19 protein-coding genes are annotated in these 26115 nt (G+C 41.3%); 1 reads left to right on the top strand and 18 read right to left on the bottom strand.

All coding sequences use genetic code 11. From position 1 onward, the window contains the following. Position 1: 1 nt before the first annotated feature. From murC to BuS5_RS05130, 18 genes are all read right to left on the bottom strand, one after another. Positions 2–1369: a UDP-N-acetylmuramate--L-alanine ligase gene (gene murC, locus BuS5_RS05215; RefSeq protein ID WP_027355208.1), complete on the bottom strand. Its 1368-nt coding sequence runs from the start codon at positions 1367–1369 to the stop codon at positions 2–4. Beyond that, a complete protein-coding gene (gene murG, locus BuS5_RS05210) occupies positions 1359–2489 on the bottom strand; it encodes an undecaprenyldiphospho-muramoylpentapeptide beta-N-acetylglucosaminyltransferase (protein ID WP_027355207.1) in 1131 nt (376 codons plus the stop codon). Before murG ends, murC begins: the two co-directional genes overlap by 11 nt. Next, the gene (gene ftsW / locus BuS5_RS05205; protein WP_027355206.1) at positions 2486–3607 is read right to left on the bottom strand and encodes a putative lipid II flippase FtsW; all 1122 of its coding nucleotides are present in this window, start codon (positions 3605–3607) and stop codon (positions 2486–2488) included. The genes murG and ftsW overlap by 4 nt, the downstream gene beginning before the upstream one ends. Before the next feature lie 167 nt (positions 3608–3774). After that, positions 3775–5079 carry a UDP-N-acetylmuramoyl-L-alanine--D-glutamate ligase gene (murD, locus tag BuS5_RS05200; RefSeq protein ID WP_027355205.1) on the bottom strand — a complete coding sequence of 435 codons (1305 nt, stop codon included), beginning with the start codon at positions 5077–5079 and terminating at the stop codon, positions 3775–3777. A 17-nt stretch (positions 5080–5096) separates the two neighbouring features. Then, positions 5097–6176, bottom strand: coding sequence for a phospho-N-acetylmuramoyl-pentapeptide-transferase (gene mraY, locus BuS5_RS05195; protein ID WP_027355204.1), 1080 nt, complete (start codon positions 6174–6176; stop codon positions 5097–5099). Beyond that, the gene (locus tag BuS5_RS05190; RefSeq protein ID WP_027355203.1) at positions 6173–7591 is read right to left on the bottom strand and encodes a UDP-N-acetylmuramoyl-tripeptide--D-alanyl-D-alanine ligase; all 1419 of its coding nucleotides are present in this window, start codon (positions 7589–7591) and stop codon (positions 6173–6175) included. The genes mraY and BuS5_RS05190 overlap by 4 nt, the downstream gene beginning before the upstream one ends. After that, positions 7588–9129 (bottom strand): UDP-N-acetylmuramoyl-L-alanyl-D-glutamate--2,6-diaminopimelate ligase, encoded by a 1542-nt coding sequence (locus tag BuS5_RS05185; protein ID WP_027355202.1) that lies wholly within the window; start codon positions 9127–9129, stop codon positions 7588–7590. Before BuS5_RS05185 ends, BuS5_RS05190 begins: the two co-directional genes overlap by 4 nt. Then, positions 9130–10854, bottom strand: a complete 1725-nt coding sequence (locus BuS5_RS05180) for a peptidoglycan D,D-transpeptidase FtsI family protein (protein WP_027355201.1) — start codon at positions 10852–10854, stop codon at positions 9130–9132. It lies immediately after the preceding gene. After that, positions 10851–11153, bottom strand: coding sequence for a septum formation initiator family protein (locus BuS5_RS05175; protein WP_027355200.1), 303 nt, complete (start codon positions 11151–11153; stop codon positions 10851–10853). The genes BuS5_RS05180 and BuS5_RS05175 overlap by 4 nt, the downstream gene beginning before the upstream one ends. A 16-nt stretch (positions 11154–11169) precedes the next feature. After that, on the bottom strand, positions 11170–12108 hold the full coding sequence (rsmH, locus tag BuS5_RS05170; RefSeq protein WP_027355199.1) for a 16S rRNA (cytosine(1402)-N(4))-methyltransferase RsmH: 939 nt from the start codon (positions 12106–12108) through the stop codon (positions 11170–11172). A gap of 4 nt (positions 12109–12112) precedes the next feature. After that, the gene (gene mraZ / locus BuS5_RS05165) at positions 12113–12559 is read right to left on the bottom strand and encodes a division/cell wall cluster transcriptional repressor MraZ (protein WP_027355198.1); all 447 of its coding nucleotides are present in this window, start codon (positions 12557–12559) and stop codon (positions 12113–12115) included. Between the two features lie 997 nt (positions 12560–13556). Beyond that, a complete protein-coding gene (gene thiD / locus BuS5_RS05160; protein ID WP_027355197.1) occupies positions 13557–14375 on the bottom strand; it encodes a bifunctional hydroxymethylpyrimidine kinase/phosphomethylpyrimidine kinase in 819 nt (272 codons plus the stop codon). A gap of 122 nt (positions 14376–14497) precedes the next feature. Further along, complete coding sequence (thiL, locus tag BuS5_RS05155; protein ID WP_051375282.1) at positions 14498–16405, bottom strand: thiamine-phosphate kinase; 1908 nt, start codon at positions 16403–16405, stop codon at positions 14498–14500. Further along, positions 16402–17964, bottom strand: coding sequence for an ATP-binding protein (locus BuS5_RS05150; RefSeq protein WP_027355196.1), 1563 nt, complete (start codon positions 17962–17964; stop codon positions 16402–16404). Before BuS5_RS05150 ends, thiL begins: the two co-directional genes overlap by 4 nt. A 461-nt stretch (positions 17965–18425) precedes the next feature. Continuing rightward, positions 18426–18872, bottom strand: coding sequence for a hypothetical protein (locus tag BuS5_RS05145; protein WP_274428074.1), 447 nt, complete (start codon positions 18870–18872; stop codon positions 18426–18428). Positions 18873–19633: 761 nt separating this feature from the next. Beyond that, positions 19634–19879 carry a hypothetical protein gene (locus BuS5_RS05140; RefSeq protein ID WP_274428073.1) on the bottom strand — a complete coding sequence of 82 codons (246 nt, stop codon included), beginning with the start codon at positions 19877–19879 and terminating at the stop codon, positions 19634–19636. A 280-nt stretch (positions 19880–20159) separates the two neighbouring features. Beyond that, positions 20160–21533 carry a group II intron reverse transcriptase/maturase gene (ltrA, locus tag BuS5_RS05135; protein WP_036019348.1) on the bottom strand — a complete coding sequence of 458 codons (1374 nt, stop codon included), beginning with the start codon at positions 21531–21533 and terminating at the stop codon, positions 20160–20162. Positions 21534–23152: 1619 nt separating this feature from the next. Continuing rightward, the gene (locus tag BuS5_RS05130) at positions 23153–25228 is read right to left on the bottom strand and encodes a putative transposase (protein ID WP_274427741.1); all 2076 of its coding nucleotides are present in this window, start codon (positions 25226–25228) and stop codon (positions 23153–23155) included. Between the two features lie 258 nt (positions 25229–25486). Here BuS5_RS05130 and BuS5_RS05125 point away from each other — a divergent pair, with 258 nt between their 5' ends. Further along, positions 25487–25996, top strand: a complete 510-nt coding sequence (locus BuS5_RS05125) for a hypothetical protein (protein ID WP_274428072.1) — start codon at positions 25487–25489, stop codon at positions 25994–25996. The last annotated feature ends 119 nt before the right edge of the window (positions 25997–26115 follow it).

Here is a 26115-nt window from a genome sequence, read left to right as displayed (position 1 = left end):
TTTACAGACGCTGCAACAATTCCTCTCCGACCTTCCATACATCTCCTGCGCCAAGTGTAAGCAGTAAATCGCCCTGCTGTAGATTTGTTTCCAGATAAGTAAGCGCATCGTCAAAGCCTTCCATATATTCCGCATTCTTATGACCATGAGCTATGATTTCCTTGCACAGGATACTGCTGTTTACGCCCTCTATTTTCTTTTCTCCGGCAGAATATATCGGCAAAAGTACAAGTTGATCAGACTGATAAAATGAACGTGAAAACTCATCAAAAAGCGCCTCGGTTCTTGTATAACGATGGGGTTGAAATAGGACAACCTTGCGCCTGTCCGGCCAGCTGTGCATCACTGCCTGCAAGGTGGTTTTTATTTCAGTCGGATGATGGCCGTAATCATCAACAATCGTAATTCCATTTATCTCTCCCTTGACTTCGAGTCGGCGCTGAACACCTTCAAGTGTTTCAAGAGTACTTTTAATTACATCAAAAGAGAGATCAAGCTCCACGCTCACCACAATACTTGCCATGGCATTATAAACATTATGCATTCCAGGCAGATTTAATATAACGTCACCAAGCTTTTTTTTACGATGAAAAACAGAAAAGCTGCTTTTCCTGTCATGGAATGAGACATCCCGGGCCTGAAAATCAGCCTGACTGCTTAAACCATAAGAAGTGAATCGTTTCCTTATTTTCGGTATAATATCCTGTATCGGCTCATTATCCAGGCATAGTACGGCCAGTCCATAAAAAGGCAGCCTATCAATAAAACTTAAGAAAACTTCCTTGATGGAACCAAGATCCCCATAAAAATCAAGATGTTCCCTGTCGATATTAGTTATAACTGATATAGCCGGCGAATATTTAAGAAAGGAACCGTCACTCTCGTCCGCTTCGGCCACAATAAATTCTCCCTGCCCAAGCACTGCATTAGAGCCGACACTCTTCAGTTTGCCGCCAATCACAACCGTAGGGTCAAGCCCGCCATTACCAAGCAGAGAAGCTATAATAGAGGTTGTGGATGTTTTCCCATGAGATCCGGCAACAGCAATACTATATTTTAAACGCATTAATTCAGCCAGCATTTCAGCCCTTGTTATTACAGGTATGGATGCCTGCCTGGCGGCAATAACCTCGCAGTTTTCTTCACCTATGGCAGATGAAACCACAACAACATCCGACCCTGCTATCTGCTGCTTGTTGTGACCTGTATAAACAACGCCTCCAAGGTTTTTCAGACGCTCAGTTATCTCTGTGGATTGAACGTCGGAACCGGAAACTTTGTACCCCAAATTAAGCAGCAATTCGGCAATGCCGCTCATTCCTATGCCACCTATGCCGACAAAGTAAATATGATATTTTTTAAGATACATTTTCTATTAACCTGCAACAATCATCGACTATTTTTTTTACAGCACCAGGCCGGCCGATTTTTTTTGCCCTGGCTGCCATGGTTTTTAAAGATTCAGGATGGGATGCAAAATACTCAATTTTTTTGGCCAGGAGTTTACCGCCAAGATCATCCTGGAGAATCATTTCTGCAGCGCCTGCTTCTGCCAGGGAAAGGGCATTCAATACCTGATGATTATCCGCTGCAAAAGGATATGGTATAAAAAGAATTCCCTTGCCCAGAACGGTCAGCTCGGCAACTGTGGTAGCGCCTGATCTGCATATTACAAAATCGGACTTCTCAAAATGCACCGGCATGTCATTAAAGAATGATTTAACGGTGCATTTTATGCCATGGCTTTCATAAATCCCTTGCATCATATCTTCATCATCATCTCCTGTTTGATGAATAAAATAAAATTGATCCTTATTTTTTATATGACCCAATGCATCCGCTACAGCCAGATTGATACTGTGAGCGCCCTGGCTCCCACCTGTAATCATGACCATAAATCTTCGTTTATCTTTTAGTTTTCCGTCCTTTTGTTCCGGCTTATTCCCTGCAGCATAATCAATAATTTCTCTGCGCAGAGGATTACCTGTAAAATAAATCTTTTTTTGAGAGCAGCCTAAACTCGTATTCCTAAAAGCAACATATATCCTTGCGGCAAAATATGAGAGCAAACGGTTTGTAATACCAGGCAGGATATTCTGCTCACAGAGCGCAATATTGATTCCCAGCAGCCATGCACCGGCAACCACAGGCCCGGATGAGTAACTGCCAAGCCCAAGCACGATATCAGGCCTGAATCTTTTCAGTATTTTCAACGAATTCAGGATACCTTTCGGTATTTTTGCAACAGCGGCTATCTGTTTTAATAATCCACGGCCTTTTATACCCTGGGACTCGATGCAACTATATTCATACTTTTTTTCGGACAGAACCGAGATTTCAAAAGGATTGCCGCTGATAACAAACAAGATTACAGCTTTTGGGTCTCTACGCAAAAATTCTTCAGCTATTGCTATGCCCGGGAAAAGATGACCGCCTGTTCCGCCACCCGCAATCAATATCCGCGGCGAGTATGTTGTCCTGCTTTTCATTCTTGTTTCGATCCGGATGATCCGATATTCAGTAGTACCCCGATTGAAGCCATACTTATTAAAAGAGATGTGCCGCCATAACTTAAAAACGGAAGGGTCATCCCCTTTGTTGGAAGAAGACCTAAGACAATCCCCATATTAATACATACCTGGAGACCTATTGCGATTGTAATTCCGGCGGCGACAAAAGAACCAAAAGGATCTTCCGTTTTTCCGGCAATGATTATTCCTCTCCATAAAATAATTAAATAAAGGCATATGATAAAAATTACGCCCACAAGCCCCAGTTCCTCGCCGATCACCGAAAAAATAAAGTCCGTGTGAGATTCAGGGAGATAAAAAAGCTTTTGATAACCCTTGCCAACTCCGGCCCCCCATACTCCTCCCGTCCCGAAAGCCATCAGGGAATGAACAATCTGATATCCTTCGTCGGCCTTATATTGCCATGGATCGAGAAAACTCAACAAGCGTCTTACCCTGTACGCAGCCCCCATCATCATATAACAGCAAACAGGAAGCAGTAGGGCGAAAGAGGCTAAAAGATGCCACAGCCTGGCACCGCCGACAAAAAGCATAATCCAGGTAATAGCGCCAAGAATAACTATGGAACCAAAATCAGGCTGAATAAAAATCAGGAATGCAAAAATTGCGAAAACAATAAAATGCGGCACACACCCTATGGTAAACTTCTTCAGTCCATCCCTTTTTTTATTCATGGAATAGGCCAGGTAAACAACCATGGCAAAACGTACAAATTCAGACGGCTGAAAGGTAAATTCTCCAACACGCAGCCACCGCAGCGCTCCGCCGGCGGAATATCCGAAACCGGCAAAATGAATCAACACAAGCATTGTGATTGAAATAATCAGGAACGGGTACGCTAACATATTGTAATATTTGTATGGAAAATGACTGCAAAAAATCAGAATGATTATGCCTGCCAAAGCAGAATAGATTTGTTTTTTAACAAAAAAATAGTCTATTCCGAATTTTTTCATGGCAATTGCCGCGCTGGCGCTGTAGATCATGACCAGACCCAATCCAACCAGCAAAAGCACCGGAAAGAGCAAATGAAGATCATATCTTACAGCCTTTTCTTTTTTTTTGCTTTCCTGCATTGCTTTTTTACTCCGGGAGGCTGCTATTCTGTCAGCAATTCCCAGATGGGTCTTAACTATCTGATATTATTATGTTATCAGACAAGGGTTTTCGCAAACTCTAAAATTGAAAGTTTAATGATTCCAATAAGTTAAGCTATTTATGATGGGAATAGCTGCTATTCTGTCTACCCTCCCAGACTCCTCGCTGCCAGGCGAAACCTCTTTCCTCTTTCTTTATAACTTTTAAACATATCAAAGCTTGAACATGCGGGAGAGAGAAGCACCGCATCTCCGGGCCCCGCCGCTTTATAAGCTGCAGAAACCGCCGCTTCGATGGTAGATGCCTGCTCCACATTTACAGTATTACCTAGAGCAGATATTATTTTTTCTTTTGCCTCCCCAATCACAACAACTTTCTTAACATGCTTTCCAACAGCGCCTCTTAAAGTCAGGTAGTCGCCTCCTTTGTCCCGTCCTCCCATAATCAGGGAGACCGGCTTATTAAAAGATTCCAGTGCCCTTGCCAAGGCTGCAATGTTGGTAGCCTTTGAATCATCATAAAACATCACATCATTTATCGTAGTAATATACTCAAGCCTGTGGGGATCAGCTTTAAAAGTATCCAGAGCGGCCTGGATTCCATCAAGATTTCCACCAGCTTCCAAAGCCGCCGAAGCTGCCGCATAAGCATTTTCCTTATTATGCCCAGCGGTAAACGCTTCATTCGCAAGCTTAAGAGCGGCGAGCGCAGAGCCGTTATCGGCTTGATCACAAAAATAGATTTTTTTGGAATCTATTTTTCCGGTTACCTCACCGACCAGAAGATCAGCGCGATTTAATACCGCTGTATCACTCTTTTTCTGGTTTTTAAAAAGCCTCCCCTTTGATGCCGCATATGCTGCAAAATCAGGATACCGATCAAGATGGTCTTCCGCAATATTCAGTAAAACACCTATTTTTGGTCTGAACATATCTATTGTATCGAGCTGAAAACTGCTTACTTCAACCACAAGCATTTCGACCTTTTCCCGCATATCAAGATATTCAATCAACGGGTTGCCTATATTCCCGGCGACAAACACTTTAATTCCCGAATGCTCAAGCATTTTTCCCAGCAGTCTGGTTGTTGTGGTCTTGCCGTTGGTGCCGGTAATGGCGATTACAAGTTCACCTATGAACCTTGAAGCAAGCTCGATCTCTCCAATAACCGGAACCCCTTTTTCAATTGCCTTTTTTACCGGTTTTATTGTATGGGGCACGCCGGGGCTGATGACTATAAGTTCCGCCGATTCAAAGGTCTTGATAATGTGAATCCCCAGTTCCAGTCTAATGCCCATTGCACGGATTTCACGGGCGTAGTCAGGCATTCTCTCTTCTGCTGCCATATCTGTTACTGTAACAACAGCGCCCCTCTTTTTTAAAAACCGTGCAACAGCTAATCCGGACATACCGAGACCAACCACCAGGACTTTTTTGTTTTTAATATTCATAACAATTTGAATGCAGACTACCTGAGCTTCAGGCTGCTCATTGAAACAAGCGCAAGAATTATAGCTATAACCCAGAATCTCACTATGACTTTGGGCTCAGACCAACCTTTTAACTCAAAATGATGATGCAAAGGAGCCATTCTGAAAATACGTTTGCCTTTGGATATTTTAAAAAAACCGACTTGAAAAATTACGGACAAGGCCTCGATTACAAAAAGACCGCCGACTATTATCAGTAGTATTTCCTGTTTTGTTATAACCGCTGCCGTGCCTATGGCGGCTCCAAGGGCAAGAGAGCCTGTATCACCCATAAAAACCTGCGCAGGATAGCTGTTGAACCATAAAAAGCCGAGTCCGGCGCCTGCAACTGCGCCGCAGAATACGGCAATTTCCCCGCTTCCCGGTACATAATTAAGCTGAAGATAATCTGCGATTTTGACATGACCCGCCACATAGGCAAAAATCATATATGTCGCAGCGGCTATCACCACGGATCCGGTGGCAAGACCATCCAGTCCGTCTGTAAGGTTCACGGCATTTGATGACGCGACTATGACAAAGGCGGCAAAAAACACATACCCAAAGCCCAGATCAGGTGAAACATGCTTGAAAAAAGGGATTGTGATGCATGTGGAAAAATCAGGCCGCCAATAAACAAGAAATCCTGTGATCACTGCTAAAATGATCTGCATTATTATCTTTGTTTTAGCGCTCAATCCCATGCTCCGTTGCTTCACCTGCATCAGGTAATCGTCTGCAAAGCCTATCAGGCCGCATCCAATTACAGCCATGAGGATAATCCAGACATATGAATTGGCAAGATCGGCCCAAAGCAGCGTTGATATTGTAATCGACAAAAGAATCAGCACTCCTCCCATGGTGGGTGTGCCTGCCTTTTTATAATGTGTTTCAGGCCCTTCCTCCCTGATGTACTGTTTTACCTGCATATTCCCCAACTTTTTTATAATCCAGGGACCAAGAAAAAAACATATTAGAAAGGCAGTAACACCGGCGTATATTGTCCGAAATGTAATATACCTGAATATATTAAAAGCAGATATGGACGTATGCAGCGGATATAAAAAATAATAAATCAATCTACGTTACCCCGCTTCTTCAGTCCTTTAACTATATCCTCCATGCACATGGCCCGCGAACCCTTTACCAAAACCCAGTCTCCAGGCTTGATCCTGTTTGTCAGGTCATCAAGAATTGCCTCTTTCGTACCGCTCAATATTTTTCCGGATTTCAATCCCTTGCCCTGGGCGCCTTTGGCTACATCATCCGAAAACGCACCTGTTATATAAAGTCTTGAAATATCGCTGATTGCGGCCAGGGCACCGATTTCCTGATGAATTAAACCGGCATCTTTTCCCAGCTCAAACATATCCCCTGCTACAAAAATGCCCCGGCCCTGACCTTTTAAGTATTTAAGAGCATTTATGGCGGCTTTCATTGAACAGGGATTTGCATTATAGGTATCATCAATAATATGAAATCCTCTTCGGGTTTTCATAATGTTCATCCTGCCTTCAGCAGGCTGGAAATCTTCCAGACCCGATTTTATCTCCCCGGCATTTAATCCGGCGAGATGGGCTGCGGCCGCGGCGGCCAAAGCATTTGACACAAAAACAGGACTATGAGCTTTTAAATTAACAAAAACACTCTCACCGGGAAGCAGGAGGCTAAAAGAAAGCCCAAAGACCTCCTGTTTAATATTTTGCGCCCTGACTCCGGCATTTTCATGAAATCCGAAAAGCAGCAGGTCCTTTTGTATTTTGCCTGCCAAACCGAGAAGTCTTGGGTCATCAGCATTAAGAACCGCTGTTCCGTTATTCCTGATATGCTCAAGCAGCTCCCCCTTGGCGCGTGCAATACCTTCTATTGAGTCAAATCCCTCAAGATGAGCCGTTCCGATATTGGTAATCACACCTATATCCGGCCTGCATATCCCGGCAAGTCTGCCGATTTCACCAAGTCTGTTCATACCAAGTTCCAGTACAGCCCATTTATGTGACGCGGCAAGTCTGAACATTGTTAAAGGCAGCCCGATTTCATTATTATAATTTCCTTTTGTAGCAAGTGTGTCAAAGCGCCGGGACAAAACCGAGGCTGTCATCTCTTTTGTTGTTGTTTTGCCGTTCGAGCCGGTTATTGCCACAACCGAAACGCCCGTCCGTTTGCGGTTCAATGAGGCAATATCACCAAGGGCCTCTATAGTATTCTCCACAGCCAGGCATACAAGACCCTTCCGGGCCCATCTTTTGTAACGATCGCCGGCAATATCACTTCTGCCGACCAGAAAACCTGCGGCCCCACTTTCTACTGCATCTGCTATAAAATCATGGCCGTCATAATTTTGTCCCTTTATCGCAACAAAAAGATCACCCAGGGAGAGAGTGCGGGAATCTATTGAGATCCCTGCAAATAAACGCTCAGCATCTCCGTATAAAAGTTCACCTCTCACAGCTTCAAGAATCCGGGAACAATGCCATGGAACCGATTTTATCATCGGATATCCTTTAAAGCGGCTTTAGCAACTTCACGATCATCAAACGATAGTCTTTTATCCCCGACGATCTGATAAGTCTCATGCCCTTTTCCGGCTATTACAATTGTATCACCCGGCAGGGAGGCTTTTACGGAAAGAAAAATCGCTTTTTGCCGATCAGGTTCAACCGCATATCCTTTGATACCCCCAGGCAGTTTCCACCGGCCTTTATTCAGTTCCGCCTTGTCAAGCCTGCGGGAAGATGATTTGCCAATGCCCGAAAGGATCTGATTTATAATATCCACAGGATCCTCTGTTCTTGGATTGTCGGAAGTTATAATAACAAAATCGGATAATTTTGCTGCTATTTCACCCATTAAGGGCCGCTTTGCTTTATCCCTGTCACCTCCACATCCGAACAGACAGATCAATCTTTGTTTTGTCAGGCTTTTTAAGGTGGAAAGCACATTCCCAAGTGCATCAGGGGTATGGGCATAGTCCACATATACAAATCTCTGGAGATTATTATCGATTCTTTCAATACGCCCAGGCACCCTATTTACTTCTTCAAGACCGGACGCGATGATATCCTCCTTAATAGAAAGGGCAAAGCCGGTTCCGGCAGCGCACAGTAGATTCTCCAAGTTGTATTGGCCTGCCAGTGATGATTTAATCTTGTAATTACCTCCCGGAGAAAAAAAAGCGGCTTCCATGCCGGTCAGATCCTGTTTTAAAACTTCAGGATAAACCATCTTATTTTTTGAATTACCTACCGAAATATTATTTCCCGGCAATTCTTCAAAAAGCTCTCGTCCATATTTATTATCGCAGTTTAATACAGCGGAACTCTTTGTATCACCACCACCGGGATTGAGAATCTCCGTAAAAAATCTTTTTTTACATAACCAGTAGGTATCCATATCGCCATGAAAATCGAGATGATCCTGGGTAAGGTTGGTGAAAACCCCCAGGTCAAAATTACAGCAATCGATTCTGTGAAAGTCGATGGCATGTGATGAGACCTCCATCACTATATGTGTTATTCCATGTTCAAACATTTCCGCGAAAATTTTCTGAAGATCCGCAGATTCGGGAGTTGTCATGGGATTATTAAAAACTTTACCTGCATACCGGTAATTAATAGTCCCGATAACCCCGGCTCTGATACCGGCCTTCAATAAAATACTCTCTATTAAATATGCTGTTGTTGTTTTGCCGTTTGTGCCAGTAACACCTATGATCACCAGTTTCCCAGACGGGTTATGATAAAATTCGGATGAAATTCGGGCCAATGCTCTTCTTGTATTCTCGACTTCAATTATTATCGAATCCGCATCAACCGGCTTTTGCGTAACAATCGCTTTTGCGCCCCTTGCAAGCGCCGTATCTATAAAATCGTGCCCGTCCGCCGCAAGGCCTTTAACAGCCACAAAAAGCCCTCCTGTCAATACTTCCTGGGCCCGGTAGTGAATGGAAGATATCTCCGCTTCATGCCATGAATCGCCATCCGAATAAATCCTTCTTGCCTGGGTTGATTTCAGCAAATCATGAAGCTTCATCTATCTATCCCTGCCACCTGACGCCTCGACACCCGCCACCCGTCCCTGTGACATATTCATATAATCAAGAGTCTTCAAGGCAATTTTTCTAAAGACCGGAGCTGCAACAATGCCGCCGTAATGATTGACATGAGGTTCATCTATAATTACAAGAATAACCGCCTTGGGTTTCTCCGCAGGTATAAAACCTATAAACGATGCCGTATATTTTCCCTTGGCATATTTTCCAGAGTAACCAATCTTTTGCGCGGTCCCGGTTTTGCCGCAAACCGAATAGCCATCAATAGCTGCATTTGTTCCGGTTCCTTTTTCGCTGACAACCGATTTCATCATTTTTATTACAGTTTGGGCTGTTCTCGCTGAAACAACCCTTCTTTTCTCTTTTGGCTTGATACTCTTTATTAACCTTCCGTTATGGTCCGTAATAGCTTGTACTAAATACGGTTTCATCAGTATTCCATTATTGGCGATTGCAGATGCTGCGCTGATCAGTTGGATGGCCGAAGCTGAAATACCCTGCCCAAAAGAGATAGCACCGGCATCGATTTTGGCCCAACTTTTATAGTTAAGAAGGCTTCCGGCTGTCTCTCCAGGGCAATCTATGCCCGTATTCTCTCCAAAACCGAATTTGTGCAAATTATTGTACATAATCTCCGGACCAATCATTTCACTTACTTTAACAGCTCCAATATTACTTGAATACTTTATTATATTCTGTAAAGAGAGCCACCCGTGGGGGTGAGTATCGTGTATAATGTTTTTACCTATTTTATATTTTCCATTTTCACAGAAAAAGATTGAACGTGTAGTACATTTGCTTGATTCTATTGCTGCCGCAGCAGTGAAAATCTTCATTGTGGAACCGGGTTCGAACGGGTCCGTGATGGCCCTGTTTCTCCATTTTTCCCTGTCGAATTTATTAAATGCATTCGGGTTAAAAAAAGGAAAATGTGCAAGGGACAGAATTGCCCCTGTTTTTGGAACCATTACTATGGCAATACCGGATCCTGCCTGAAATTCATTAACAGCCTCTTCAAGCGCTCTTTCCGTTATATACTGTATTGTCCTGTCGATTGTCAGAATCAGATTCTTCCCGTTATAATCATCGGTAACCTTTTCCCCGGCAAAAGCATATCCTAAAGCATCCCTGAAAACGGTAAACCGATCGTCGTTACCTTTAAGGTATTTATCATAATAAAACTCGATCCCTTCCAGTCCGTGACCATCTATGCCTGAAAAACCAAGCAACTGTGCTGCAAGGGTTTTACTGGGATAAAATCTGTTCTGCTCAGGGATAAAATCGATCCCTTTAAGTTTAAGCTCTTTTACCTTCTGTTCTTCCCCTGGTGTTACCTGACGTTTGATCCATATAAATTTACTTTTTGAGGAAAATTTTTTCCTTAAAGTTGTTTTACCTACCCTTAATATCCTGGCAAGCTTTACCGCAGCAGTATCAATATTATCAATCTGACCGGGATATGCAGCTATCGAAGTGACAGAGATGCTTACAGCCATTTCCTCATGCTTTGCATCGTAAATAGTACCCCTGTTTCCCACCGATCTAAAAGGCCTTTCATATTGATTGGCAGCCTTTTTGGAAAGCCAGGAATCACATAAAACCTGCAGGTATACGGCCCGACCTCCGATAGCAACAAAACAGAGACTAAGGATAAATCCCACCAGACCTGTACGTAATCTAATATGTTTTCTATATTCAGTTTTCATGGAATAATGATTGTCTGTCCGGTTTTTGGCGCTACAAGCCCCAACCGGCTCCTTGCAATTTGCGATAATCGTTCAGGAGATTTAAGTCTCGCAAGTTCAATCTTGAAATTACGCTGCAATGATAAAAGTTTTTTATGCTTTGCTGTCTCTTTGGAAATATCATACCCTGTTTCAACATACTGAACACGGCACCATGCAAAGAAAAAAAATTCCAGTATAAAAACACCCAGCAACATTAAATATATCCCGCTTCGCCTCTCTCGCGCAGAATCCTTTTTCTTTTTATCTTTCTTTTTCATGAAAAAATTTATGGTTTTATATTTTTTCTGCGGCTCTAAGTTTGGCGCTGCTTGCCATGGGATTCACGGCAACCTCACTCCCGGACGGCCGCACAATTTTTTTTGTCAGGGTTCGCATTAACTTTTTCCGGTTACAAACACATTGGGGGAAATCAGGCGGACAAATACATCCTTTCCCCATAGCCTTAAAACTCTTTTTAACAATCCGGTCTTCATGAGAATGAAAGGATAAAATACAAATCCTGCCTTTAGGATTTAATATCCCAGGAACATTATTCATAAACAATTCAAGCCGCTCAAGTTCACGATTAACAGCAATTCTCAAAGCCATAAACACACGGGTGGCGGGGTGGATCTTGTATTTGAACAAATTCTTTTTAGGAATCGCACTTTTCACGATATCTGCTAATCGTTTGCTTGTTCTAATGACGCCCTGATTTCTCTCCTTTACTATTCTTCTTGCTATATAATGCGACCAATGCTCATCGCCATATTCTCGAAAAATCCTGGCAAGCTGTTTTTCTTCACATCCATTAACCAATTCTTCAGCAGTGGTATTCGACCTGATATCCATTCGCATATCAAGTGGTTCATCTTTATTAAAACTGAAACCCCTGCCGCTTGCTTTAAGTTGGTGAAGTGAAATGCCCAGATCCAGAAGAATCCCGTCAACTGAGGAAAGATTCAATTGTGAAAGAATTGAAGGTAAATTAATAAAATTATCATTAAAAAGCCGGATGTTAGATTCAAATCCTTTTAAGATATTTTTCGCATTCTCTATGGCATCTATATCCTGATCTATTCCGATCAAAAGTCCATAAGGAGTTATTTTATTCAAAATTGCCGCAGCATGGCCGGAACCGCCAAGAGTACAATCCACAAAAATTTTTCCCGGCTTGCAGTCAAGATAATATAGAACCTCAACCGGCATAACTGAAATATGATGATATGACAAAGGATCAGAGGAGCAATTTCGCGATTTCAGCTCCCACCTCCGCTTGCGTCATATCATCTTCCTGCTGCGCATTTTCTTTATCCCAGTTTTCCCTGGATCTGATCTCAAAATGTGTAAGCACGCCTACAAGCACAATTTCCTTCTCCAATCCGGCATAATGTCGTAAAGGCGGCGGAATCAGGATACGCTCCTGTTTGTCGCTAAAACATTCAGCAGCCGAGCCTATAAAAACCCTTATGAATCTGCGCATCAATTCATCCTTTTGAGGCGCTGACATTATACTATTTTCTATCCTGCTCCATTCATCAAATGGATATGCCACAAGGCCGTTATCCAGCTTGGACACCATAACACCGTTACCTCCGCCGGCCTGGATGAGGCTGCGGAATCTGACCGGAACAATAATCCGGCCTTTGGCATCGATTGTATGAAAGGAACTACCGCGAAACATAGAACATCCCAAAAGCTCCACTAAAAACCACTATACTTACAATTTTATATCGATTACATATAAAATAAAGCCTGTGTCAATAAAAAAAATTTAAAATTGATTCTTTATAAAAACCTAAACTGGCATTCATACTTGGGAGTATCAAATATTCCAACATGTTATCTAATATAATTGCCATTTCTTACATTAAAATCGATAACATGCTAACGTCTTGCTTTAATTAAATATTATTCACAGAAGCGTAAAAAAATTCATCCAAATAAGTGGGATTTTGTAATTTTGAACAAATAATTCTAATAATATAGGATATATAAGCAAAAAAATGTTCCATAAATTTTTTTTTCAACAATTAGTGGAGTTTTGTGGAGATTATTGACAGGTTTTAATGTCGAAGATCATATGGAGGATAGCTGGTCATGACAGCAGGATGTCAGGATAATCTACAGATTTTTTTGGAAACCCTGCTATCCTGGAAACACCAACCCGGGATACTCTTTAGCCTGAATATATTTATCAAGGTACTGACATAAAATTTCCTGCGCATTCGCAGGAGGAGGGATCAAAGAATCAGAAATTTACAAACTCATTTTACCTCATTATAACTATCTGATAGTTATGGTAAAAAAATTGATTAACAATCAATGTTTTTCAATACTTTTTGGTGGATTCGCTTCGCTTAATCCACCCTACAAACTACCAGCTTTTTTATATAAAATTGTAGGGTGGATTAAGGAGCATAGCGACGAATCCACCAAAGTTAACAATATCAAACAGTTATTCAGTTTGTAAATTTCTGAGAATATGTGCAGATAATATAATGCCCCATTTCGTGAGCGAGAACACCAGTATCAAGTGCGGATAAGCTTACCTTAGATATAGACCGTCAGATAATTACCTGATTTTAAAATTTGGCACAAGGCCGGAGGGAGTAGGGGTTCAAAATCTTGAACCCCTACTGCGACGACCGATAACGCAGTGAAATTATTTATGTGACAATCTATAGATTGACTGTTGCTTCTGTTTGTAAACTGAATGGCATATTAAAAAAATGATTAGGAGGGCCGTGCCCTTTTCCTATGGAAAGCGAGTGAAGAATTGCCCCGGTAATATATTCTTTTGCATTAGCTACAGATTGAAAAAAATCATTGCCGGCAGCCATATTTGCCGCAATTGCGGACGAAAATGTGCATCCTGTGCCATGGGTATTCTTTGTTTCTATGCGGTCACTTTGATATTCCCGGTATGTTACACCGTCATACGCCACATCGACTGAGACCTTCCCTTTTAAATGCCCCCCTTTTACAACCACCTTTTTTGATCCAAGGAGCAATAATTCACCGGCTGTTTCTTTCATGTCAGCTACAGACTCAATTTTTTTTCCGGTAATAGCTTCAGCCTCATGAATATTAGGAGTAACCACATCGGCAACAGGGAAAAGGGTCTTCACAAGCGCTTCACAGGCATCCTCTTTAAGCAGCCTGTATCCGCTTTTTGAAATCATGACAGGATCCAGTATAACATACGGCAGATCAACTTTCTTTAATGTATCCGCAATTACTGCTATAAGTCTGATACTGGAAACCATTCCTATCTTCACCGCGTGAATCTCAATGTCGTCAAACAGACAAAGAATCTGCCCGGCAACAATTTCCGGCTCCAGCTCCTGCACGTTATAGACCTTTCGGGTATTCTGTACGGTAACAGCGGTTATAACACTCATCCCGAAGATACCATGAGCCTGAAAAGTCTTTATGTCCGCCTGTATGCCTGCGCCGCCTGAAGGATCGGAACCTGCAATAGTCAATGCCGTACGCATAATAAATAAATTCCTAAAAGACTATAGACTTTAAGATAATGATTTTGGGAAGGCCAGAGGGAGGAAGGCGTATTATAATACTCCGACGACCGATAACGCACCCAAAATCTTTATCTTAAAGTCTATAAGCCATGCTGAAAAGAGGATACCCCAGGCGGAAGATTACCCAGATGCCTGCCCGCAAAGGGAAAACATCGGCCCACCATTATAGCGGAAGGAATATCATTTTTTATTGTTGCAAAGATTTCATCCGTGCAAGTAAATAGCAGCTCATAGTCTTCGCCGCCTGAAATAAAAATCTCTACTGGATCAAGGCTGTATTTTTTACAAAAAGATAGCAACAGATCATCAAACTCGACTGCCGACACATCTAATTCTATACAAATATTCGATGCTCTTGCAATATGCAGCGCATCTCCGGCCAGTCCGTCACTGATATCGATTACTGTCCTGACCCCGTTTTTTAACAAAATTGCCGCGGCATCAAACCTGGCAACTGGAAATTTAAACTTATCCACAAGCGGTTCAAACCCGGCGTCCTTTTTTATCAACGCTTCAAGACCGGCCCGCGCAAGTCCCAGCATTCCGGTTGCAAACAATCCCTGGCCGGGTTTTGCTCCTGAACGGACCGGAAAAATTTCTGCATGGGCTTCACCGATTGCGAACAAATCCAGGGAAAAAACATCAGCAGCAGAAATGTTGCCGCCTCCCAGAACGCAGTTATGCTTTTCAAGAGCTTTTTTGACACCTTGATATAAGTCTATAACCATCCTTTCCGAGATATATCGGGGAAGCGCAAGATTGATAAAAACAGCAACCGGTGTTGCGTATGAAGCGGCCAGATCGCTGAGTGTTATTTCAACGGCCTTACTCCCGATCTCGGCCGGTGTTTGCCAGCTTAACCTGAAGTGTACGCCCTCCTTTTGTGTGTCCGTAGTTATAACCGGCCGGTTAATCTGTGACAAAAGAGCAGCGTCATCCCCGGCCGGAACTTTGATAATCGAGCCCGCCTCAGGTATGCCTGGCATATGCTGCAAAAGCTTTTCTATAAGACCGAATTCATCATTCCAGGGCGCTTCAAAAGTATTGCCGGGACTGCGCCCGCAAGCTGAAACAATTTTTTCTTCCATGGCCGGGGGATCACCAGTCACGGATATGCAACTCCGGGCGGCAATATACGGCGCCATCAGGATTGCATCACCTTCATTTACCCCTATATCACGCGCCACAACATGACACTTCGCCTTTAAGAGAAAAAATATCTCCTTACCCTGACCACTGAGCGATTCATAGTTGCCCTGTCCCTTGGATATAACCATATCAGCACGGGAAAACAATTCGGAAATTATCGGATCGCATCTTTGCAAAATTGTTCCGGGCGCATCGAATCCATTGGAGACAACCTCCGCGACCTCATCCATTTTAACAAAATCCGCATCCGCCATGGTTACATCATTGATAATCGGGGCGCCCCTGACAACAAATGTCACCTTTATATTTTTTATCTTCTTTATCTCTTCTATAAAAATCTTGTCAAATACAATTTCGCCGGCATTATCTCCAAGATAAAGAAGCGTTTGAGCTTTCAAAATTTTTTTCTTGAATTCAGGGTAATGGTTTATGGACAGGGGAATATTAATAGTATTAAAAATTTCTCCCTTTAAATCATCAATCCTCTTTTTAATCCCAAGGTCTATGATATTTCCGGCAATGGCAAGTTTTAAGGCCAGATAAAGAGGATCGTCAGACTCCTTGATGATGTTTTTAAGCTCGGAACTTAACGCCAGGGCCAGTCTGTTCTGCTCCATTTTTGCTTTTTTATAGGGATCGTTAACATAAGTAATTTTTCTGACAGCCTCATAAACCTCACGAGAAATCTCCGGCGGAGAGGCCGTAAGAGAGACGGAAGAGAGCTGCTCCATAACCTTTTTCAAAGCCAGAAAATGTATATTTTTATCATCGGTAGATATCCTGACAACCTGCAATGTCTGGGATAAAAAACAGGGCATACAATCAAGGAATGTTTTCATTTCAATTCCACCATTTCCCATTCAAAGGAGCTGACATTTCTCTCTTTTTTGCTAAAGGTGATCCCTATCAGATAAACTGATTTTTGTTTGTCTGTATATTTTTCACTGTACCCTTTTTTCTTTATCTGTTGCAAAGGCAAGTCCTTCTCCTTATCATCATCCGAATTTTCCGCTACCTTGAATTCAATTATATAAACCTTGTCATCGAGTTTTAAAGTTAAATCGATCCTGCCTTTATTGGTCACATCCTCTGCTATCAGTTCAATCCCAAGAGCGGCAAAATAGCTGTAGATCACCGAGGCATAATATCCCTCATATTCATGGATCCTGCTTTTGGAAAAGTTATTATACGGAATAGCTGCAAACAAAAGTTTCATAGCGGAATGCAGCCTTTCAGGATCACCTGCTTCAAGGGAATAATAAAGCGCATCCTGGTGCCTTGATTTGCCGACCGGATCAGATATCAAATAATCAAGAATATAATCGTTGAGAGAATACTGTACCTCTATATTCGGATATTCAAGTTCATATTTTAACCTGGGCCCAACCCGTTTTTGTTTTTTTATGGTCAGATATCCGGCTTGAAAAAGAAGTGTTTCAAGCTCAATAAAATCGACATCAAAACTTCCCAGGAGACTTTCCGAGACTTCTACTTTTTCAAGATCAGGTATGAAATACTTATTTTTTTTAAAAAGTTTTATTAAAAAAGCAGGACTGCCTGTTTCAAACCAGTAGTTCCTGAATTCACAATTATTAGACAAAAACAAAAGGATATCAAAAGGATTATAAACCGATTCACCAAGCCAGTTGTAACCATTATACCACTTTTTTATTTCATTTAAATCAGCCTGCTGCAACCTGTCTGCAAATTCCCTTTCAAGATCATTTTGAGTATAACCGCAAATAATTGAATAATCACGATTAAGGGTTATATCTTCAAGGTTATTGAGCCCGCTAAAGAGGCTTACTTTTGAAAATTTTGAGACTCCTGTTAAAAATACAAATTTAATACAAGCATCTGAATCTTTAATCACGGAATAAAAATTTTTCAGGTTTTCCCGCATCTCTTCCGCTTTGTTTTGATCTGTGATATTATCAAGAATGGGCTTGTCGTATTCGTCAACTAAAATTACTACTTTCTGATTATAACGATGATACAGCTTTTCTATTAATTCTTTAAAATTCTCTTTATAATTAAGATCCGCTAATTTAATATCAAATTTTTCTTCCCATCTTGAAAACATTGCCTTAAAGGTTTGATCAAGCTCGGTCCTGTTCCGCAGGAGACCGGCGCCAAAGCTTATCTTTATTACAGGATACTCTGCTTCCCAGTCCCAATGATTTTCAAGGTACAAGCCCTTAAATAATTCCTTTTTTCCTTCAAAAGCAGATTTTAATGTGTCAAGGAAAAGGCTCTTGCCGAATCTGCGGGGACGCGATAGAAAATAGTATCTTCCACTATCGACAAGTTTTTTAACAAAAAAAGTCTTGTCGATGTAAACATATCCCTCTTCAATGATATCCCTGAATGTTGAAATTCCGATTGGCAGCTTTTTCATCTTGTTCCCAAAATTTTTCATTTTTTGAATTTATGTGGTATAGCCTTTGGCACAAGTGACCAGTAGTATTGTACTTCAGATTAAACCAATTTGTAAAGTTTTTAACATGCTTAATTTGGCATCCTTCATTCTCAGTTTACATTTATTTTGTATAAAAAATTAAATTTTACCGCCGAGAACGCAAAAAACGTAGAGAAAACTACTTGATTTTTAATGTAATATCTCAGCGTTCTCAGCGAACTCTGCGGTAAAATACTGATTCTGACATTAAAAAAAAGTGTTAACTACTTTTGGGCATTAATGAAAGATGCCCTTAATTTTTTAAAAAATTTAGATGAAGATATAATTTAGATGAAGATATAAAGAAGGCATTAATAGCGCAACTTCGTAAGTTTTGATGCTTTTCCGCTAATACTGTGAAAATAAAACTATTTGCCAGCGTTGAAAAAAGGCAGACACTGTCATGGCTGCTGCTGCTTTCTGGACAATTTTATCCTCAAGTACAGGTAGCCAATTGGACGCTTTTCCCCTCCTTCCTTGTCTATCCAGATACGCTTTACAGGAGACGCAACGTACTGTCCTCTCCGCAGTCGTTCATACAGATTATAGAGGTTTTGATCAAGATTTTCGGCATACTCCTTTGCCGTAACCTTGCCCACTCCTGCAGATTCGCTTTTCCGAATTTTACGAAAGGATTGTTTCAGTAAATCAAAGTCTATCCGATGGACTACTGATGTAAATACCAGTTCATGATTATTTTGAGCAAGCAGCTCGATTTTGATAAGGGATGACCCACCTGTTAACACCGGTGGTTGTCCCCATTCTATCGGTCTGGAATTGCAAGCGACCGTTCTTGCAATTTCTCGGCTTTTTGTTGATATGGTTTGTGACCTCTGTGTATCTCCCATAATTCCTGCCAAAAAAAACGTTATACCCTGCTTCACCTTCCCTGCAGTGGGTCGCTTGGGCATCACTTCCCCACCTTTCCGATCAAGATAGTTCAATTTTTAATCATCGGTACTATGATCTGCTAAGACTTCCGAATGTTTATCTCAGGTTCGTTCGCTCTTCGCTATCCTCCCCTGATACCTTGTATCGCCCGTCTTTTAATGTTTGTGTTTCTGCCATAAGCAGACTCGTTGCATGTCTGGACTCTCCTATGCAACGCCGGGATTTCGCTTATGCTGGATATCCTGTTACCGTTCTTTTACCCAAGGAAACATCCGGATCTCCCAAGTTCCCGAGCTACCCCTCTGAGAACATGCCCTGGTCTAAGACCCCGGTGGTGTCCTGAATACTTGCCTTAGCATATTCAGGACTGCTGCCTTCCGCTGCATCCAAAGCGTCGGCTTTCTCCGCCAAAGGCGAATTATCCAATGACCACAACTATACATTTTTCGGGGCTCAATACAGAGCCTGCAATCTTGCTCTATCCAGCTTCAGACTCCCGTTACCGGTTTTGCCTGTGGACTTCGCTACTGACCTGCTGGTTAGTCTTTAGTCAGATGGGACTATCTTAACATCAATGCCAGAGCAAGCCCTGCAGAGATGAAGGAAACAGACTGTTTTTCGAGCACCCACTTGGTAACAATATCGAGTTTCAAAGACCTTGTGTCTTATCCCAACGATTCGGATTTATCTTGGCACGATAATTTGCTTTGTTATATGATTATTCAATTTCATTAATAGTTTCTTGTATTAACTGTAAACTATGAATGCTTGGAAAAAATAACTCACTCCCAATTTCATTCCCGTTTTCATCTTTTATTGATTTAAATGATTCAATTTCTATTTGAAGTTTATCTTCTAAATAATCCTCAAGTATTGGCAGATCTCCCCAAGAATAGATTTTTATAGAAATTAAATTCCCTTTTTGAACTGCAATTACCTGTTTTTTTGTTGTAGAATCAATCATATTTTTTTATTCTCATATAACGATGAACTCACCGGCCGCCAACATGCGTGGGAATACGTTCCGCAAACGACAACATTTATGCGGAAGAGAGCGTTTAAAAAAAAGCGCCGCTGTTGGCGGTCGGGTTCCAGGTAGGAGCATCGGTTACCCGACGCCCCCCCTACAGACCCGTACGTGAAGATTTCCCTCATACGGTTCCTCGGTTCAAATCCTTTTTACCGGATTATCAACCAAACAGGCGACACCCCGTTTGGCGTATAACTTTGCAGCCCTTACGGCATCAAATATTATGGACTATTCTGGGTAATGGCAGTGGGTATGTTGTGCGCAAGTCCTCGAACATTACTTCGCCCTTGTGACTTCTTCGGCTTAACCATCGACGCCATGCTTTCTCAGTATATTCAAACACAACTTCCAGCACTTTGTAGTTACTTATTACTCCAAAGTACTGGTAAAAACCTCGCAGTTTACTGCAAAGAATCTCATACTGCTCGGCCATTGGCTTATGACGGTTATCCTTGCACCATATCCATATTCTCTTCATAAAACGGCTTGAACGCTTTCTTGCCGTCTTTTTCTTTATTACCATGTACCCTTTTAATGATTTTGACCAGTAAAATGTAAACCCTAAAAAATCAAACGTCCCGTTTCCCTTTCCGCTAATGCGTTTGGAAAATCGAATCAGTTTTGTCTTTTCCGGGTGAAGTGACAGCTCGAACTGTTCGAACCGCCTGGGTAATACATCCATGACACGCAATGCGTCTTTTTCATACTCGAACCCGAGGATGAAATCATCCGCCCAGCGTATGATGGAGCATCTCCCTTTCATCCGGGGGATCACTTCTTTCACGTACCAGTCATCTAAAACATAATGAAGAAAGATATTACTGAGCACAGGGGAAATTACTCCTCCCTGTGGAGTGCCCGTTTCAGAGTACGTCAGGTTGCCTTCCTCCATTACGCCTGCATTCAACCACTTCCCTATCAGGCGAATCATTCCGCCGTCACTTACTCTCCGACGTATCATGTCTTTAAGTAACTCGTGATTAATATTGTCAAATAGTCCTGTAATATCTGCGCTTACTATCCAGCTGATATTCTGCTTCAAGCATTGCTCACGTAAATCTTTGATTGCCATGTGTTGGCTCCGACCTTTTCTGAATGCATGGGAAAAATTGTAAAAATTCCTGTCAAATATGACATTCAATATGGCTGCTGCTGCTTTCTGGACAATTTTATCCTCAAGTACAGGTATGCCAATTGGACGCTTTTTCCCTCCTTCCTTGTCTATCCAGATACGCTTTACAGGAGACGCAACGTACTGTCCTCTCCGCAGTCGTTCATACAGATTATAGAGGTTTTGATCAAGATTTTCGGCATACTCCTTTGCCGTAACCTTGTCCACTCCTGCAGATTTGCTTTTCCGAATTTTACGAAAGGATTGTTTCAGTAAATCAAAGTCTATCCGATGGACTACTGATGTAAATACCAGTTCAGGATTACTTTGAGCAAGCAGCTCGATTTTGATAAGGGATGACCCACCTGTTAACACCGGTGGTTGTCCCCATTCTATCGGTCTGGAATTGCAAGCGACCGTTCTTGCAATTTCTCGGCTTTTTGTTGATATGGTTTGTGACATCTGTGTATCTCCCATAATTCCTGCCAAAAAAACGTTATACCCTGCTTCACCTTCCCTGCAGTGGGTCGCTTGGGCATCACTTCCCCACCTTTCCGATCAAGATAGTTCAATTCTTAATCATCGGTACTATGATCTGCTAAGACTTCCGAATGTTTATCTCAGGTTCGTTCGCTCTTCGCTATCCTCCCCTGATACCTTGTATCGCCCATCTTTTAATGTTTGTGTTTCTGCCAATGGCAGACTCGTTGCAAGGCGGGACATTCCTATGCAACGCCGGGATTTCGCTTGCGCTGGATTTCCTGTTACCGTTCTTTTTACCCAAGGAAACATCCGGGTCTCCCAAGTTCCCGAGCTACCCCTTTGAGTACATGCCCTGGTCTAAGACCCCGGTGGTGTCCTGAATACTTGCCTTAGCATATTCAGGACTGCTGCCTTCCGCTGTCTCCAAAGCGTCGGCTTTTTCCTGCAAGCAGGATTATCACAATGACCACAACCATACATTTTTCGGGGCTCAATACAGAGCCTGCAATCTTGCTCCGTCCAGCTCCAGACTCCCGTTACCGGGTTTACCTGTGGACTTCGCTACTGACCTGCTGGTTAGTCTTTAGTCAGGTGGGACTATCTTAACATCAATGCCAGAGCAAGCCCTGCAGAGATGAAGGAAACAAACCGTTTCCCGAGCACCCACTTGGTAACAATATCGAGTTTCAAAGACCTTGTGTCTTATCCCAACGATTCGGATTTATCTTGGCACGAGTAGTGTTTTGTTGTAAACCCCTGCCTGGTTGCGACAACCTGCTTTTTGTAAAGCAACCGGATTTGAGAAAGCATAATTAAACGCTTGCAAATAATGCAAAGTTGGCGAACACACCGCTGTTTGCGGCATTCTGCAACAATGTTTGTTGATGCGATGCTGACTTTACCAAAAAAACTGCAAAAAGCAAGGCGAGATGTCGCCGAGTACCGAAACAGTGCAACCTGTAAAATGCTTACCGAAGCTGACGTTCAAAAAAGCAACAAGAAACGCCGGCAAAAGCGATAACCGGCAAATGCCGGCAACGGCTGTTAGCAAAACAGACAGTGAAAAATAAAACTCAAAATTGAGTGTAACCAAAATTGAACATACCGTTAAAGTTAATATTAAGCAATGATATAAAATAGCTATAAACATTCGATACGGTGCGTGCCATATTAATTTTTTAATAAATTAATCAACATTGGAGGATTAAAATGGTACATGTTATCAAAGGCACTGTAGCTGCTCAAAAAAATACTCTTCTGAGATTGAACAATGTTTGGATAGTTGCAAAGAAAAGTTCAACCAAATATTGCTTGGTGTTCTCAACGAAGGAAATCAGGATGCTCATAAAATGGAAGCATCAATTTTCAAGCAATTGATGAAATTGGGGTTTATTTTAATGCAGTTGTTCTTTGCTATCCAAAATAAACAGACCTCGGAAAAAAATAGCATTTTAAAAGGGTGTTGCAAAGTAAAAAAACTTTGATAATAAAATCAATTAGTTAACCCAGAAAAACCCCATTTTTCCATTATGGCGTAACTATTTGTTTTAACTACCGATAATAGCAATCTTTGCAACACCCTTTTTAAGCATAATTTTTTGGACACTTTCCTTTTAAATAGGTGACGAACCAACTTCAATCTGTAATATTTTTCCAATCGGAATATAGGCGCTTAATGCATTCAATCTTTTACAAAATTGTTCCTGCGCTTTTCGGCGGCTTGGTTGTTGAAGAGGCTCCAATCGGACAACCACTCTGTCTGCTTCAGATTTGATCCATCCATGAGACTGAGTGATGGCATAAAACAAGTCCACATATTCATTTTCATTCGGGTAATGACACAATAACCAGTCAGTCATATCCTTACGCGCATTCCATAATGAAGCTGTAACAAAATCAAAAAGATTTTTTCCTTCATTATCAATCTTCTTAAAGGAATTATAATCCTCAAGAGTAGAAACATCCACCTTTTCAGGCAGTTGTTTTTTCTCATTGAGGAGCTTTGTGAGCTCTGCCTCTAACTGGCTTATTCCTGATTCTAAACAGGCTTTCAAGCTGTTTTCGCGCCTTGAGCCATCTTTGTTTAAAACTTCCTTAGTCCTTGAATTTTTTTTATGCTTTTTATCAAGCTTTTTACGTACGGTCTTAATTTCTTTCTCAATGGATTTGATAGCAGGATTTGCTATAAGCTGTTTATCGCTATCTAATGTTTTAAAGCCGGGGTGATAATGAAAAGGATGCCTGTCATGGAGGTGTTTAAATGTATTTTCAGAGGCACCCCAGCGGTTCAATATAGCTTGTGCGCATTGAAGAGTAGTTATAGGTCTGCCGTCATCCCATGCAAGACAGCATGTCCGACGGTTGCTGGTCTGATTCCAAAGATAAATTTTCCTGAGTTCAAAGGTTTTAGTTTTACCATTTTCCTCCAGGGTGAAGGTCTTTTCACCCTCGAAAATGCGGTATTTTTTGTTGTTCATCTCAAAGGATTCGTTAAAACAATCATCATCTAACTCCTTGAGTTTTTTTGAATCAACGTGTTTTTCCCAAGTAACAAAGGGAATTTTATCTTCAATAAGAGAGTTAAAAAATGGAGCGCCATACCCTTCTCTGTCAAAGACCATGATGGGAGGCTCTGTAAGTTCCTTGGCCCATTTTTTTTTCAGTTCGACAATATGAGTTTTAAGATCGCCTTTTCCTTCTTGAATCTGAAAATCAACAATACGACCACTTTCATCGCATGTAACTATATTTGTTTGTCCCGGCATCATCATTTTGCGCTGTGTATTAAAGGCAAGATGAATTTTTCGTCTGCCTGTGTATGGAAGCAGATGCCCATCTGCAAACCATATACAGGTACTGACCAATCCGCCTAAAAGCTGTTGCTTAAAAAATAATTTACAAAGAGATGTGGAAAATCGTAAATTACAAGCTGCATAGAACCATTGCCAAACATCTCTTTTTGGAGGCAATTTATTGAGGCCCAAAATAAGCCCCGCTTCTTTCTGGTTAATATTTTTCAGTTGTTCTATGGATTTGATATTATTGGCGACCATCAACAAGAAAACTAAAAATATTTTATAGGCAGAACCAAAATAACCCATTATCAGCTTAAGCCATTGATTTGTACTAATTAAAACAATTAGATAAGGGAATATCCCTGCAAAACGAGTGAATTTCCAATCATGAAGGCTCTTAAATGGTTGTTCGTCTTTTGAAACAAGTTGTTCGCCGAATTCAAAATCAAGCTCCTGCTGTTTTTTTTGATTTTCTAATCGTTTAGCTTTTCTCTCTTTAGCGAGAATGACAGCCTTGGTGCCCTGTATGCGTTTGTGCTGCGTGCTCTTGCGATGTTGTTCAAGATTTTTGCCCATTTTGGGATTATATCCACCCAATAAGCCTTCTGTCCCAAATTTTTTTTTGCTCTCAATGTAATTGTGTATCGTTTGTCTGCTAATATTAAGGGCACCAGCCAATAAAGATTTATTCGCACCCAATTCAACGGCATCAACAACAAATATTTTTTTTGCCGGCTTGTCAGAAATATCAACCTTTTTAACAATGATATCGCGGTTTTTAAGGGTAATCATGTGCTTATTTCTTCTGTTAAAAACCAACGACAAATTTGCGCCAATCATTTTGGTGTTATCGTTTTTTTTCTTTGGTATATCTGGAAATAGTTGTTTTTGCATAATTGATACCTTAATGTGGTGTACGCAATGTGAATTTTTAATAAGGTATCACAAAAAAATATTTTTTACAAAATAAATTTACATTAAATAAAAGAAATAGTTAAAATAAAATAGGTTAAACATATGAATGTCCAACATTATGCTTGTCCAATAAATTACTGGAGAATAGTCTAACTACCTGAATAATAAGGCTTTACGCATTTCTATTCACTTTGTACGTTCCGAGGTCTGTAATTAGGAAATTAATGCCAGAATAATGTGCAACTTAACATCGGTTTTATTACCTGGATGGAAAAACAATTAATAGTTGCTGAATCATTGGGCATGGGCAATACTGGAATGCCTATTTGTTCTGATAATATTGAATCCCTGTTTGGACTTGGTAAAACACATGGTACAGGAGAAGTAAAAGATGCAAACCGAATTGCACTTCGTTTACCGGCTTTTTGCGGATCTGTGAATAGAGAATCCGTTCGGATGGCAATGGGCGTTACAGTAAAGGAACAACAGGAAGTTGAAAATAAGTTGTTGTCTTTAACTCGGCAGCGCCGAAAAATTTTACCAACCCCCGGAAGCCTTACAGATAGTTTGTCAACTGAGTTTGACTGTGGTTTAACTCTTCTACCGGTGCCAAAAAATGATGAAAAATCAAAAGATGTAACTGATATTACAGCAAATTTTGAACAATTAGGTGGGCCCGTAAATAAGTTTACAAAACAACCTTATGCGCCCAATAATGCCGAATATAATAACCGTGCCGCAGCTTAATAAGCATTTGTTTAACCACATTCAAATATAAATAATGGGTATTATCAACATGTTAATGCTTTGTTTATAAATGGAGCAAATTGACATACATAACTTATATTCTGAAGGGGGGGCCAAAT

The sequence above is a fragment of the Desulfosarcina sp. BuS5 genome (genome assembly GCF_028752835.1).
Taxonomy (GTDB): domain Bacteria; phylum Desulfobacterota; class Desulfobacteria; order Desulfobacterales; family BuS5; genus BuS5.
The sequence above is the reverse complement of the archived record's forward strand: the minus strand, read 5'-3'. Positions and strand labels throughout refer to the sequence as shown.

Bases quoted from the DNA above. Each gene is read 5' to 3' on its own strand.
- BuS5_RS05175 (WP_027355200.1), bottom strand. From the start codon at position 11,153: ATGAAAAAGAAAGATAAAAAGAAAAAGGATTCTGCGCGAGAGAGGCGA.
- BuS5_RS05130 (WP_274427741.1), bottom strand. From the start codon at position 25,228: ATGCAAAAACAACTATTTCCAGATATACCAAAGAAAAAAAACGATAAC.
- BuS5_RS05140 (WP_274428073.1), bottom strand. From the start codon at position 19,879: ATGATTGATTCTACAACAAAAAAACAGGTAATTGCAGTTCAAAAAGGG.
- murC (WP_027355208.1), bottom strand. From the start codon at position 1,369: ATGTATCTTAAAAAATATCATATTTACTTTGTCGGCATAGGTGGCATA.
- thiL (WP_051375282.1), bottom strand. From the start codon at position 16,405: ATGAAAACATTCCTTGATTGTATGCCCTGTTTTTTATCCCAGACATTG.
- BuS5_RS05150 (WP_027355196.1), bottom strand. From the start codon at position 17,964: ATGAAAAAGCTGCCAATCGGAATTTCAACATTCAGGGATATCATTGAA.
- mraZ (WP_027355198.1), bottom strand. From the start codon at position 12,559: ATGTTTCGCGGTAGTTCCTTTCATACAATCGATGCCAAAGGCCGGATT.
- BuS5_RS05145 (WP_274428074.1), bottom strand. From the start codon at position 18,872: ATGGGAGATACACAGAGGTCACAAACCATATCAACAAAAAGCCGAGAA.
- murD (WP_027355205.1), bottom strand. From the start codon at position 5,079: ATGAATATTAAAAACAAAAAAGTCCTGGTGGTTGGTCTCGGTATGTCC.
- murG (WP_027355207.1), bottom strand. From the start codon at position 2,489: ATGAAAAGCAGGACAACATACTCGCCGCGGATATTGATTGCGGGTGGC.
- ftsW (WP_027355206.1), bottom strand. From the start codon at position 3,607: ATGCAGGAAAGCAAAAAAAAAGAAAAGGCTGTAAGATATGATCTTCAT.
- BuS5_RS05180 (WP_027355201.1), bottom strand. From the start codon at position 10,854: ATGAAAACTGAATATAGAAAACATATTAGATTACGTACAGGTCTGGTG.
- BuS5_RS05190 (WP_027355203.1), bottom strand. From the start codon at position 7,591: ATGATAAAATCGGTTCCATGGCATTGTTCCCGGATTCTTGAAGCTGTG.
- thiD (WP_027355197.1), bottom strand. From the start codon at position 14,375: ATGCGTACGGCATTGACTATTGCAGGTTCCGATCCTTCAGGCGGCGCA.
- BuS5_RS05185 (WP_027355202.1), bottom strand. From the start codon at position 9,129: ATGAAGCTTCATGATTTGCTGAAATCAACCCAGGCAAGAAGGATTTAT.
- ltrA (WP_036019348.1), bottom strand. From the start codon at position 21,533: ATGGGAGATACACAGATGTCACAAACCATATCAACAAAAAGCCGAGAA.